Raw genomic sequence first — 12,825 nt, forward strand, 5'->3', positions numbered from 1 at the left:
GTCATATGCGGCGATGATCAGCGGGAGCTCGAGAGAAGATATGGAAGTCATACCGTGGTTGAAAATTGCGGCATCTTCGGGATGTGCAGACAAGTATTCGAAGAAAGACGTCCCGAATACGTGATTGAACGCTGGCTGACCCGTCGCAATTGTGGTGGCAAGCTCCCCGAAGGACTTCCAAACCAATCCTGATCCCCACAGGACCGCGAGACCTCGCGTGGATTGTGGATGGTCAGCGCGGAGCGTATCGCTGAGTGGAGTTTGGTGATATTTCCCCGACGCATCCTCGGAGAAAATGCCGAGACTCGTGAGAAACTTGAGCAACCGGCTTAACGATGGTGCGTTCGATTCAGTAGCAGCCGCCAGCTCCTCAACGCTCGAAGGCGCCTTCGCTACCACATCCGCAATCCCAAGTTTCGCGGCAAGATGTATTGCCTGCGGAGTCATCAGGCTGATGATGTACTGAAACATCTGAGCCGATGGTGGAGTTTGGACTGACTGAGGACTTTGCTCGCTCATGCTGTCATCTCCTTCGCTAATTCTGGCGACCAACGTTTTTGAATCGCCGATGCAGGGCAACGAGGACCTACGGCCGGACTAAGAAGGACCCATCGGAGGCTCGACGTCAAGCGCCTGCGTCAATCACCGAGACAGAAAGGAGTAACCCAGTCATGGGGCCGCGGCCGCGTTAAGAGGACCCGATCCAGGCTTGGCGCCAAATGGACTTGATGGAGACAAGAGCGTCGTTGCGGCGAAGAACGCGCGACTCGCAAAGCTTCAGTGTTCCGCACTTTAAGACGATAATGTTCCGACATGGAATTTCGCCGCCAACTTCGCCCTCAACGAGGCCGCCGCATTGAGAAAATTGGACCCCTATCGGCAGCACGAGGGCAGGCTCGACGAACTTCCCTGGCCCCTTAATCGTGAGGCGCAGAGCCGAATGTACTATCTGATTTCAAAATGGCGGGCTGAGGGCCGGCCGATAACCGGATGGCGTGCGGCTCTTGCGACCGGTATCGCGGTTGATCTGACGCTACATCCGCGCGATTCAAATTGGTCGCGCAGGATGAACGGTGCCAAAGGCGGAAAGGCTTCTGTCATGAGCCCCCGGCATTTTCCGATCGAAAAGGCTCGTGCGAATCGATTGCGAAAAGTGGCGCTGTGCCGACTCAGAAAATGCGAGCAGGAAGAGAGAGCGTAAAATCCTTTCGCATTGTCATTACGCAAGCAAGGGTCGCTATTTGCCGTTGGGTTGAAACGGCTGTCCAGCACGCCAGTGACCCCTGCGCTTCCGGCGGGTAAGGTGGCCCTCCGAGCCCCGGCCCCGCGCCTAATGAGTCTTGTTGACAAAAGGCAGTCGTGCCGCGCGGCGATTTGGCCTACGGTCAACACTGCAACGCCAAACGCTTGAGCGTGTCTATGTTACCCGGATCAAAACGGTCCGAGCGTCGATCCAGCGTCTATTCCGAGTCATCAATCGGAAAGCCTCATCATGCTTGATGAAGAGAGTGGCTGAATTTATTGAGATTTTTGGCGCGCCCTGAGGGATTTGAACCCCCGACCCTCTGATCCGTAGTCAGATGCTCTAATCCGCTGAGCTAAGGGCGCGCCGGGGAAATATGAAGTTTTCACATCCGCTAGTCCCTAGCAAGACGAAGCTGCTTTGCTTGCTTCCTGGTCCGACGCTTATCCGGTCGAGGTGCCAGCGGTTCTTCTCAGATCGCTCAAGATTAACAAGGCGTCAGTCTTGACCTCGTTCACCGCTGCATGCCACCCAGTCGTTTTCAGAATCATCCTGCGACCTGGCGTATGACAGGGGAAAGGGTAACGCAACCGTAGTGGACGATCAGTTGGGTATCCTTGGCTCCGCGAAATGCTCCTCGGAGTCTCTGTAAGAAAAAACAGCGCAGGACACCCCATGCCTCGCTCGGCTTCAGATCGCATGCTGACTGCCCTGTCGTCGGACGAGAGTCCCACACCATCCGACGCGGCGAGCCAGCCACTTGCCGCTACTCTCGGTCGGCAGAGACCCTAAGTACGCGTACTATCAATCAGCGGTTTGCGTGACAGAAAACAGCTAGGGGTTGTTCTTTTGCGATTCAGCCGCCGGAATCATAACGGTTACGGTCGTGCCGACGCCTACCCGGCTTTCGATCTTTAATGAGCCCTGATGGAGCTGGACTATATGCTTCACGATCGCCAGGCCCAGGCCCGTGCCACCTAGTTCCCGGGAGCGGGCGCGGTCTACACGGTAGAATCGTTCCGTCAGGCGCGGGATGTCTCGTTCCGGGATACCCTCGCCGGTGTCGGCGATCATTAGTGCGATCGCTGGCGTTGCCTTCCCGGTTCCATTAAGGGTTGCGGTCTTCGCCGATGCGGTCACGTGCCCACCCCGCGGCGTGTATTTGATGGCGTTATCGATCAAGTTAACCATGACCTGATGCAGGCGGTCATGATCGCCGAATAGCTTGGGCAATCCTTCGCAAAGCTGCACTTCCAAGTGGACGCCCTCGTGAGCCGCCGCGACCTTCATCAGCTCCGCCGCTTCACCGATGACGCTGGGCGCCTCGAGATCTTCAAAATGCAGCGCGCTGTGGCCGCGCTCAAGTTCGGAGAGCGAGATCAAGTCGTCGAGCAATCGGGCGAGGCGGCGCGCCTGACGATCGATTATGCCGAGGAAGCGGCGCTGCGTCTCGCTGTCATCCACACCCTGCACCAGCGTCTCCGCGTATCCATACAGAGCAGCCAGGGGCGTGCGTAGTTCGTGGGTCAGATTGGAAATGAAGTCGCTGCGCACCGTTTCATACGCCTTGAGCTGGGTCACGTCATGAAACACAAATACCCATGCACCATGGTGGGTCATGCTTACGGGCGCGGCACTCGCCGCCACGTAGCGCTGGGCGGGATTCTGAATCATGAACTCCCTAGAAAGTACTTCGCTCGCGTTGCGCATCGCTTGTGCAACAAAATCCTGGAGGAGTGGATCGCGGCATAGCTCGACGAAGTCGCGCCCGGCGTAGTCGGTTTCATGGTCCAGGGCGAACATGCGTCGCGCTGCACCGTTGAGCAGCACGACCTCGCCGCGACCGCCCGTGACCACGACCGCCTCGGTCATGCTGCGCAGAATCGCTTCGAATTCGTCACGTTGGTCGGTCAGAGACTGGACTTCGGCGACAATCGAATCGGCGGCGTCGAGGAGCCTGTGCTCGGCGCGCGCGACCGCGTCACGATTTTGACGCATCAGGTGGGGTGGTGCCTGTCGGGCTTCCAGGGCCTCCGCGACCGCATCTATCCGTTCGGCTCGTCGTTGCCAATCACCGACGACGGCCACTGCCGCGATGGCACCGACCCCGAGTCCGGCGGTTGACACTCCAATAACCAGCCAGATCGAGACGGTGCCCATCGCTGCCAACACCGCAAGCAAGAGCACCTCGGGGAAGAGACCCGCAACAACCGCAAGAACTACACGCAGCCGGTACGAGTTAGCCAAGCGCCTCCGGGTTGAACCGATAACCCACACTGCGAACCGTCAGAATCAGTTCCGGGTTCGCGTCGTCGCGTTCGATATGCTGGCGAAGCCGCCGCACGTGCACATCAACCGTCCGCGGTTCCACGAAGGTATCGCGCCCCCAGACCATATCGAGTAACTGTTCTCTCGTATAGACCCGCATCGGATGCTGGACAAAAAACTTGAGCAATTCGAATTCGCGCAGCGCGAGTTCGCGCCGCTTGCCTTCGACGAACACCTGATATGTCCCGAAATCGATCCTCAGGCGGCCGCGTTCGTACAGACCGGCCGATTCCTGATCGGCGTTGGGATTGGCGCGGCGCAGCAAGGCCTTGACACGCGCGACCACTTCCCGCGGGCTGAACGGTTTGACCACGTAGTCGTCGGCGCCCATTTCGAGGCCGAGCACCTTATCGACCTCGGTACCCTTGGCCGTGACCACCAGGATCGGAAGGGTCGCGGTATCGCGACCGGCGCGCATTTGCCGGCAGATTTCTAGGCCCGGAATCCCGGGGAGCATCAGGTCGAGCAGCAACAGGTCCGGCACCCGACGCCGGATGCGCTCGAGCGCTTGCGCACCATCGCTGGCCTCCTCCACCAGAAAGCCTTCGCGCTCGAGGTTGTAGCGCATCAGCTCACGGATATCCGCCTCATCCTCCACGATCAGCACGCGAGGGCGCGCGCCGCCGCGACGTTCTTCCTGCACACTTTGTTGATTCATTGCGGGTTCTTGTCCATGTGACGAACGACTTTTCCTTTGACCATGAAAATCACCATCTCGGCGATATTGGTCGCGTGATCGGCAATCCGTTCCATGTACTTCGAAATAAACAGCAGCCGCGTGGCCGCGCCGATGGTGTGTGCGTCCTCGGCCATGTAGCTGAGCAGTTCGCGATATATCTGGTAGTTAAGCGCATCGACTTCGTCGTCGCGGTCGATTACCTGCTGTGCCAGCTCCGCGTCGTTGCGCATGAAGGCGTCAATAGAGTCCTTGACCATCGACTGCGCTACCTCTGCCATCCGCGGCAAATCCACGTACGGTTTGAGCTGTGGCACCTCGTTGAGCTCGAGCGCACGCTCGCAGATGTTGACCGCGTTGTCGCCGATTCGCTCCAGGTCGGTGGTGATCTTGAGTCCGGTGGTGATGAAGCGAAGGTCGCTGGCGGTCGGCTGATGAAGTGCGAGGAGGCGGATACACTGTTCGTCATTGGCGACGTCCATGTGATTCACTTCGTCGTCGCGGTTGATTACTTCGCGCGCGTGGGGGCTGTCGCGATCGACCAAGGCCTCCATCGCCTCCGCAATCTGGCGCTCGACGAGTCCACCCATCTTGAGGAGACCGGCGCGCAGGCCGCGCAAATCCTCCTCGTATTGTCGATTGGTATGCTGCGGCTGCGTGGGGTCCATCGCACCTCCCTCGGCCTTATCCGAAGCGCCCGGTGATATAATCTTCGGTCTCGCGGCGCGTCGGATTGGTAAAAATCTGGTTGGTCTCGCCGAATTCGATAAGGTCCCCCTGATATAGAAAGGCGGTGTAGTCGGCGGTACGAGCAGCTTGTTGCATGTTGTGGGTTACAATCACAATTGTGTAGTTCGACTTGAGCTCTAGCAATAGCTCTTCGATGCGCGCCGTAGAAATCGGGTCGAGGGCCGAACACGGCTCATCCATCAACAGCACCTCGGGCTCGACCGCCAGAGCCCGCGCCACGCACAGGCGCTGCTGCTTGCCGCCGGAAAGACTTCCGCCCGGACGCCTCAGATGGTCCTTCACCTCCTCCCACAGGGCCGCCTGGCGCAGGCTCTTTTCCACTATCCGGTCGCGCTCCGCTCGTCCCACTCCGACCGAGTTGAGGGTCAATCCAGCCGCGACATTGTCCTCGATGGACATGGTGGGAAACGGCGTGGGCTTCTGGAAAACCATCCCGATTCGGCGCCGCACCTGCACCGGGTCTACCGAGGCAGCATAGATATTCTCCCCATCCAGCAGCACCTCGCCCTCGGCCCGGGCGCCGGCGATAACTTCGTGCATGCGATTGAGGCAGCGCACCATGGTGGATTTTCCGCATCCCGAAGGGCCGATGATGGCCGTGACGTTCCCTTCCGGAAAGTTAAGGTTGACATCCTTGACCGCGCGAGTGGCGTTGAAGAACGCGTTCAGATGCTTCGCGACGAGTTTATCGGCCATGCTTAGCGTGCCGTCCTAGCTTGCCCCGCGGTTACCCATCGGACACCCAGTTCGAGAGCCAGTACGATTCCGGTCAACGTCAACGCGCCAGCCCAGGCCTGCCGCTGCCAGTCCGGAAAAGGTGAAATGGCGTATGTATAGACTTGTACGGGCAACGTCGCGATCGGCTGGACCAGCGATGTCGTCCAGAAGTGATTGCCAAAAGCGGTGAACAACAGAGGTGCAGTCTCGCCTGCGATCCGGGCGATGGCGAGGATGACGCCGGTGGCAATTCCGCTCAGCGCCGTGCGTACGATGACCGACAGCGAAGTTTTCCACTGCGGGACACCAAGCGCCAGGGAAGCTTCGCGCAGCTCGTGCGGCACCAGGATAATCATCTCCTCCGTGGTGCGCGTGACCAGGGGAACCATGATTATCGCAAGGGCGAACGAACCGGCGAGCGTCGAAAAACGGCCCATCGGATGGACGATCACTGCGTAAGCGAAGATACCGACGACGATCGACGGCACCCCCATCATTACGTCGGCCGAGAAGCGCACCGCATCGGCGAAGCGATGGTTGCGATGTTCTGCCAAAAAAAGGCCGGCGCCGATTCCGATGGGAACGCCGATTAGACAGGCGATGCCGACCACAAAAAGGGTTCCGACAATCGCGTTGGCCATTCCGCCTCCCTTCTCACCGACCGGGGCCGGCATGTGGGTAAAGAAGGCCCAGTTCAAGCTGGTAGCTCCTTTGAAGAGGAGGTAGCCGAGGACCAGGAATAAAGGGATTAGCGTGATGACCGTGGCAGAGACCGTAATGGTCATCATGAAATCGCTCTTGAACTTGCGCAGAGCGTAGTTGCTTTCTTTGAAGGTGGCGCCAGCCATCTATCCTCCGCTGTCGAACCTTTGCCGCGCGACCGCGGCCACGAGCAGACGAGCCACGACGTTGAGCACAATGCCCAATCCAAGGAGCACCAGACCCAGTGCTATCAGGGAGGACACGTAAAGGTCGCTCGTCGCTTCGGCGAATTCATTGGCGATAACACTGGCGAGAGTCGCCGCGGGGGCGAATAGCGACAGCGAGATATTCGGCGCATTTCCGATAACCATCGCGACCGCGATGGTCTCACCGAGTGCGCGGCCCAAGCCGAGAATTATCGCTCCGATGATTCCGCTAAGGCCGTAGGGCAACACCGCCATGCGAACCATCTCCCACTTGGTCGCGCCTAGCGCGATCGCCGCCTCGCGCTGGGTTTGGGGCACAACCCGAAAAACGTCGGTGCAGACTGATGAAATGTAGGGAATGACCATGATCGCAAGCACGACACCGGCGGAAAACATCCCAACTGCCACCTTGGGGCCCGCGAAGATCGGCAGAAATCCAAAGTAGGTTCCCAGAAAATGCTCGACATAGTCGCGAACCCACGGACCCAAAACAAAAATGGCCCACAGGCCATATACGACCGATGGAATCGCCGCAAGCAAATCGACCAGAAACCCCAACCGTCGTGACAACGAATCGGGCGCCAACTCGCTCAGACACAACGCAACGCCGAGGCTGAGTGGCACCGCGAGAATCAAAGCGATCGCCGAGGAAACCGTGGTTCCCCAGATGAAGGGGAGTGCCCCATAAACGTCATTGACGGGATCCCAGTCGGTACTAATCAGGAACGCCGGTCCGAACTTGCGGAGTGCCGGCAGCGCGTCAATCAGCAACGCGATACCAAAACCAAGCAGTAGGAGGAGTATCAGAGAACCCAGGACGAGAGTTATCAGATTGAAGAGGCGGTCGCCGAACAGGCGAACATGCACGACTCGGGGGCGGCGACTTTCACGCCCCACCACCGCCACATTTTCCGCCACCGAGGTTCCCAATTCCGCCAAACGACACTCGCGATTAAGGAAGCTACACGGCGCCAAAATCGGGCCGCAGCATCCTTGGCGGAAATATAACCAGCGATTGTTACTGCGATGTTAACTCGTGCCGAAATCTGAATGAATCCGCCGCTCTAGCGCTCTTGACGGAGTTCGGATCAGCGCCCCGAAATCCGCTCGATCCCGCCCAGATAGGGTTTCAGGACCGCCGGGATGCTGATGCTACTATCTTCGTTTTGGTAGGTTTCCATGATGGCGATCATGGTGCGCGGCAGCGCAAGGCCGGAACCGTTGAGGGTGTGCACGAATTCGGGCTTGCTCCCTTTAGGGCGAAAGCGAATCTGGGCTCGACGCGCCTGAAAGTCCGTGCAATTCGAAACCGAGCTTACTTCCAGCCACTCGCCGCATCCGGGGGCCCACATCTCCAAGTCGTAGGTAACGGCGCTGGAAAAGTTCAGGTCGCCCGTGCAGAGCTCCACGACCCGGTAAGGAATTTCCAGACGCGCACAAACTGCTTCAGCGTCGGACACCATCTTCTGAAACTCCTCGTCCGAGGTCTCGGGTCGCACCAGTTTGACCATCTCGACCTTGTCGAACTGGTGACCGCGCTTGATCCCACGCACATCACGGCCAGCCGACATCTTTTCGCGGCGAAAACATGGGGTGTAAGCGGTGAGGTACATCGGGAGCTGGTCTTCGTCGAGGATTTCCTCGCGATGAAACGCGGTCAGCGGAACTTCGGCAGTGGGGATGAACCAGAAGTCCTCCTCGCAGTCGCGGTACATCGTGTCGGCATTCTTGGGCAAATGACCGGTGCTGGTCGCGCTGGCCGTGTTTACCATCAGGGGCGGCAGAAGTTCCGTGTAGCCCTGCTCGCGTTTGAGATCGAGCATCCAGGCTATCAGCGCGCGCTGGAGACGGGCGAGCGCACCGACCATCACATAGAAGCGCGTGCCGGCCAGTTTCACGCCGCGATCGAAATCGATCACGCCGAGCTTGGCGCCCAAATCCCAATGCGGAATCGGATGAAACGAGGTGAACTCCTGTGGCGCACCGACTGATTTGATCACGCGATTGTCGGCTTCGCTGGTCCCGAACGTCACGTATGGACGGGGAAGGTTGCGGATTCCCAGCATCAGATCCGACAGACCACGCTCCAGGGCGGCGAGGTGGTGCTCCCCCGTGGCGATCTCGTCGCCCAGCGCGCGCATTTCGGCGCGCTTGTCCTCGCGCTCCTCCGGGGAAGCTTTGCCGAGTTCCTTGGATTCGCGGGTGCGCCGCGCGCGTAGCTCATCGAGCTCGTGCTGAAGTCTGCGACGGCGAGCATCGAGATCGAGCACGCGGTCCAACTCGGCCGGAGCTACCCCCGTCTTGGCCAACTCCCTCTTGACGAACTCCGGCTGTTCCCGGACGAGTCTTATGTCCAACATTCAGTCTGTGTCCCTAGATGTTATCGGCTCCGTCAGCCCTGCCCGCTGCCGGTGAACCACCTTAAATTACGATGTTCCCGGAACCGCTAGCGGCCCGAAAAGGTTCAAGCCGCGTCGTCTAGCTCCCCTCGCTGTTCGCGGCCAACAGGGTCGCGATTTTTCAAGTTTTCGCACGACGCGCGAGGTCTCCGCCCTGCCCATCAAGTCAAAATCCAAGCCGCAGGACATCAAATAATGCCGCACGCTCGCAAATCCGCATCTTCCTATTATATGCGCCCGGCATCCCCTGCGGGATGACCCTGCCCTAGTCACCAGCACTCACGGCTCAGCGCGCTCTCCTGACATAGAATGATGAGGATGTTACGATTCCGTCACGATGGGACGGAGTAAGATAACCCTCGAACAAGTGCGGCACGTCGCGCTACTGGCACGGCTCAGCCTCGCGCCCGACGAGGAAGACAGAATCAGGGCGAATATGGACGAAATTCTGGACTATATCGACAAGCTCAACGAGCTTTCGACTGACGGTATTGAGCCAACGGCACAAGTGGGCGATGCCGGAACTCCCACGCGCGCCGACGCCGTTACCAACCATCCGGCCGCGGATGCGATGCTTGCGAACGCCCCCGCACGCGAGCGGGGATTTTTCAAAGTCCCGAAGATTATCGATTGAATGCGACTATCGAGCGAGTCCTCCCGTGGCACCCTCGTCTGAGCTTAACTGTCTGACTATTTCCGAGGCAGCAGAGCGTCTGCGGCGGCGCGAATTTTCCGTGCTGGAGTTGACGCGCGCGTGCCTGGAGCGCATCGCTGCGGTGGATCCAAAACTCAATGCCTTCATCACCGTGACAGAAGAGGAGGCTATGGCGCAGGCCGAGGCAGCCGACCGACGCCTCAAAGCTGGCGCCGCCGCGACGCTGTGCGGAATTCCGTTGGGGATAAAGGACATTTACTGCACGGCCGGAATGCGTACGACCTGCGCATCGAAGATCTTGGAGAACTTCGTGCCCCCTTTCGATGCCAGCGTGATCGCGAAACTGCGCCGCGAGGGAGCGGTGTTTGTCGGGAAGACCAACATGGATGAATTCGCGATGGGCTCCTCCACCGAAAATTCCGCGTTTGGTCCGACCGCGAATCCGCACGACCTGACGCGCGTAGCGGGTGGATCGTCGGGCGGTTCGGCGGCGGCAGTTGCCGCGGACGAATGCCTGGGGGCGTTGGGCACTGACACTGGAGGTTCAATTCGGGAACCCGCAGCGTTCTGCGGGGTGGTGGGAATAAAACCCACCTACAGCAGAGTAAGCCGCTACGGGGTGGTTGCGTATGCCTCATCGCTCGACCAGGTGGGCCCTTTCTCCAAGAGCGTGCGCGATGCGGCGATACTGTTACGCACCCTGGCAGGCGAGGATCCCCAAGACTCCACTTGCTCCGCGCGACCGGTACCTGACTATGAGCGCGGACTCACCGGCGACGTAAAGGGCCTGCGCATCGGCGTTCCCAAGGAGTTTTTTGTCGAAGGCATGCAACCCGAGGTCGAAAAAGCAGTACGCGCGATGTTGAAGCAGTATGAGTCGATGGGTGCGACTACGAGGGAAATCTCGCTGCCGCACTCCAGTTACGCTATCGCGTGCTACTACATCGTGGCGACGGCCGAAGCGAGCGCGAACCTCGCGCGCTATGACGGAGTTCGTTACGGCTTGCGCGAGCGAGCGGAAGACAATGTTGAGCTGAACGAGAAGACGCGAGAGCGAGGTTTTGGCGCAGAGGTAAAGCGGCGCATTATGCTGGGAACCTTTGCCTTGTCGGCAGGCTATTACGACGCCTACTACCTTAAGGCGATGAGGGTGCGCACGTTAATTCGCCGCGATTTCGAGCGTGCGTTCGAGAACTGCGACGTTATTGTGACACCCGTCGCGCCGACCACCGCGTTCCGGTTGGGCGAAAAGATGTCCGACCCGCTCACCATGTACCTGTCGGACATCTTTACCATCTCGGTTAATCTGGCCGGACTGCCGGGACTCTCGATGCCCTGCGGATACGACGCGAACAACCTCCCGATCGGGATGCAAATAATCGGGCCGCAATTCAGCGAGGAGATGGTATTGCGCGTCGGGGATGCGCTCGAAAGATCCGGCGCCGCTACATTGCGACGCCCGGCGTTATAGGTGGAAAGCACTGATGAACCGCGAGGGATACGAAGCGGTGATCGGACTCGAGGTCCACACCCATCTGCAGACCAAGTCGAAATTGTTTTGCGGATGTTCGACCGAGTTCGGCAAAGCACCCAATGAAAACGTATGCCCGGTGTGCATGGGAATGCCGGGAGTGCTGCCGGTACTAAATCGGCACGCTGTGGAACTAGCGGTTCGAACCGGACTCGCGACGAATTGCGAGATAGCGCCGCGCTCGATTTTTGATCGCAAAAGCTACTTCTATCCGGACCTGCCCAAGAACTATCAAATCTCGCAGTACGAAACGCCGATCGGAAAGGGTGGATACATCGACCTGCCGGGCCATGGCGAATCGAAGCGCGTGCGCCTGGTGCGAATACACATCGAAGAGGACGCGGGCAAGAATATCCACGAGATGAATTCGAGCCTGGTGGATTTCAATCGCTCGGGTGTACCGCTCGTCGAAATCGTCAGCGAACCCGATCTGCGTACTGCCAACGAAGCGGTCACCTACCTGCGCGAGCTGCGTAGCATCCTGCGTTATATCGGCGCATCGGACGGACGGATGGAGGAAGGCAGCTTTCGATGTGACGTCAACGTCTCCGTGCGAAAGAAAGACGCTCCGAAATTCGGGGTAAAGACTGAAATCAAAAATCTCAACTCCTTCCGCTTTGTGGAAAAAGCGATCGAGCACGAAGTCGGCCGCCAGATCAAGGTGCTCGAAGCGGGCGGCAAAGTGGAGCAGGAGACCCATCTGTGGGATCCGGAGCGCGAAGAGACGCGTCCGATGCGCTCGAAGGAATTCGCAAACGACTACCGGTATTTTCCGGAACCCGACCTGCCGCCGCTGGTCGTCCCCACGGCGATGGTCGAGAGCGTGCGGCGGGCGATGCCCGAGTTGCCGGCCGTGAAGCGCGCACGGTACGTGCGCGACTATGGTCTCAGCGGCTATGAAGTCGGCGTTCTGACGGCGGAGAAAGAGACTGCGGATTACTTCGAAGCCATGCTGCCCGGGCTTACGAACGTGAAAATGGCGGCAAATTGGGTGATGACAGAAGTCCTGCGCGTCGCCAATGAAAGCGGAAAGGCACCGCCGGAGGCGGCGCCGGCGGCAGCGGAGGTTGGCACTCTACTTCGGATGGTCGAAGCGCAGAAGATCTCTCTCAACGCCGCCAAGACCGCCTTCGCTGCGATGTGCACGTCGCGCAAATCGGCGGAAGCTACGGTTGCCGAACTGGCACTGGCGCAAGTCTCGGACGAAGGCGCGATAGCCGCGGCGTGCGCGAAGGTGATCGCGGAGGAGCCAGACAAGGTGGCAGAGTATCGGAGCGGGCGTGACAAGCTGTTCGGATTCTTTGTCGGACAAGTGATGAAGGCGATGGGTGGCAAGGCGAATCCGAAGATGGTCAACGAAATTCTGAAGAAGAAGCTGGCCGCCTGATTGTCCAGTGGCAGCCGCGCGTCTCCCCTGTCCCGGTCTCGTGAAGGGGACAGGCACGCTAACTTGCAGCCGGGAAGAATATTCGACTTCGCGCATCCTTGGCGCGTGCGCTCTGATTCTTGGAGAGCCGCAGCATTCCGGGGGCGTGTGCCCGGAGGCGTGCTATTTGGTGAGGGGAGTCAGCCGATCGGAAATTGCGCCCCGCGCTTCTTCGGCGATTTTTTTCACGAT

The 12,825-nt window shown here is 59.3% G+C and carries 11 protein-coding genes and 1 tRNA gene; 3 read left to right on the top strand and 9 right to left on the bottom strand.

Annotated features, from left to right (window positions below; translation table 11 throughout):
- From VGI36_21400 to serS, 9 genes are all read right to left on the bottom strand, one after another.
- Positions 1–519, bottom strand: a 519-nt coding sequence (locus VGI36_21400; GenBank protein ID HEY2487709.1) for a methyltransferase dimerization domain-containing protein, incomplete at its 3' end; no start/stop codon positions are given.
- Between the two features lie 1,012 nt (positions 520–1,531).
- Positions 1,532–1,608, bottom strand: a tRNA-Arg gene (locus tag VGI36_21405).
- A 469-nt stretch (positions 1,609–2,077) separates the two neighbouring features.
- A complete protein-coding gene (locus tag VGI36_21410; GenBank protein ID HEY2487710.1) occupies positions 2,078–3,490 on the bottom strand; it encodes an ATP-binding protein in 1,413 nt (470 codons plus the stop codon).
- On the bottom strand, positions 3,483–4,229 hold the full coding sequence (locus tag VGI36_21415) for a response regulator (protein HEY2487711.1): 747 nt from the start codon (positions 4,227–4,229) through the stop codon (positions 3,483–3,485). The genes VGI36_21410 and VGI36_21415 overlap by 8 nt, the downstream gene beginning before the upstream one ends.
- Positions 4,226–4,915, bottom strand: coding sequence for a phosphate signaling complex protein PhoU (phoU, locus tag VGI36_21420; GenBank protein ID HEY2487712.1), 690 nt, complete (start codon positions 4,913–4,915; stop codon positions 4,226–4,228). Before phoU ends, VGI36_21415 begins: the two co-directional genes overlap by 4 nt.
- A 16-nt stretch (positions 4,916–4,931) precedes the next feature.
- Complete coding sequence (gene pstB, locus VGI36_21425; protein HEY2487713.1) at positions 4,932–5,693, bottom strand: phosphate ABC transporter ATP-binding protein PstB; 762 nt, start codon at positions 5,691–5,693, stop codon at positions 4,932–4,934.
- Between the two features lie 2 nt (positions 5,694–5,695).
- Complete coding sequence (gene pstA, locus VGI36_21430) at positions 5,696–6,562, bottom strand: phosphate ABC transporter permease PstA (protein HEY2487714.1); 867 nt, start codon at positions 6,560–6,562, stop codon at positions 5,696–5,698.
- A complete protein-coding gene (pstC, locus tag VGI36_21435; GenBank protein ID HEY2487715.1) occupies positions 6,563–7,561 on the bottom strand; it encodes a phosphate ABC transporter permease subunit PstC in 999 nt (332 codons plus the stop codon).
- A gap of 149 nt (positions 7,562–7,710) precedes the next feature.
- Positions 7,711–8,982 carry a serine--tRNA ligase gene (gene serS / locus VGI36_21440; GenBank protein HEY2487716.1) on the bottom strand — a complete coding sequence of 424 codons (1,272 nt, stop codon included), beginning with the start codon at positions 8,980–8,982 and terminating at the stop codon, positions 7,711–7,713.
- A gap of 376 nt (positions 8,983–9,358) precedes the next feature.
- Here serS and gatC point away from each other — a divergent pair, with 376 nt between their 5' ends.
- From gatC to gatB, 3 genes are read left to right on the top strand one after another with little or no spacing between them, the layout of a single operon-like run.
- On the top strand, positions 9,359–9,655 hold the full coding sequence (gatC, locus tag VGI36_21445; GenBank protein HEY2487717.1) for an Asp-tRNA(Asn)/Glu-tRNA(Gln) amidotransferase subunit GatC: 297 nt from the start codon (positions 9,359–9,361) through the stop codon (positions 9,653–9,655).
- Positions 9,656–9,680: 25 nt separating this feature from the next.
- Positions 9,681–11,147, top strand: coding sequence for an Asp-tRNA(Asn)/Glu-tRNA(Gln) amidotransferase subunit GatA (gatA, locus tag VGI36_21450; protein ID HEY2487718.1), 1,467 nt, complete (start codon positions 9,681–9,683; stop codon positions 11,145–11,147).
- 13 nt (positions 11,148–11,160) lie between these two features.
- Positions 11,161–12,594 carry an Asp-tRNA(Asn)/Glu-tRNA(Gln) amidotransferase subunit GatB gene (gene gatB / locus VGI36_21455; GenBank protein HEY2487719.1) on the top strand — a complete coding sequence of 478 codons (1,434 nt, stop codon included), beginning with the start codon at positions 11,161–11,163 and terminating at the stop codon, positions 12,592–12,594.
- Positions 12,595–12,825: the final 231 nt, after the last annotated feature.

The sequence above is a fragment of the Candidatus Binataceae bacterium genome (assembly GCA_036495685.1).
In the GTDB taxonomy this organism is placed as follows: Bacteria; Desulfobacterota; Binatia; order Binatales; family Binataceae; genus JAFAHS01.

Excerpts from the sequence above, each read along its gene's own strand:
- VGI36_21415 (HEY2487711.1), bottom strand. The coding sequence starts at position 4,229 with ATGAATCAACAAAGTGTGCAGGAAGAACGTCGCGGCGGCGCGCGCCCT.
- phoU (HEY2487712.1), bottom strand. The coding sequence starts at position 4,915 with ATGGACCCCACGCAGCCGCAGCATACCAATCGACAATACGAGGAGGAT.
- pstB (HEY2487713.1), bottom strand. The coding sequence starts at position 5,693 with ATGGCCGATAAACTCGTCGCGAAGCATCTGAACGCGTTCTTCAACGCC.
- pstA (HEY2487714.1), bottom strand. The coding sequence starts at position 6,562 with ATGGCTGGCGCCACCTTCAAAGAAAGCAACTACGCTCTGCGCAAGTTC.
- serS (HEY2487716.1), bottom strand. The coding sequence starts at position 8,982 with ATGTTGGACATAAGACTCGTCCGGGAACAGCCGGAGTTCGTCAAGAGG.
- gatC (HEY2487717.1), top strand. The coding sequence starts at position 9,359 with ATGGGACGGAGTAAGATAACCCTCGAACAAGTGCGGCACGTCGCGCTA.
- gatB (HEY2487719.1), top strand. The coding sequence starts at position 11,161 with ATGAACCGCGAGGGATACGAAGCGGTGATCGGACTCGAGGTCCACACC.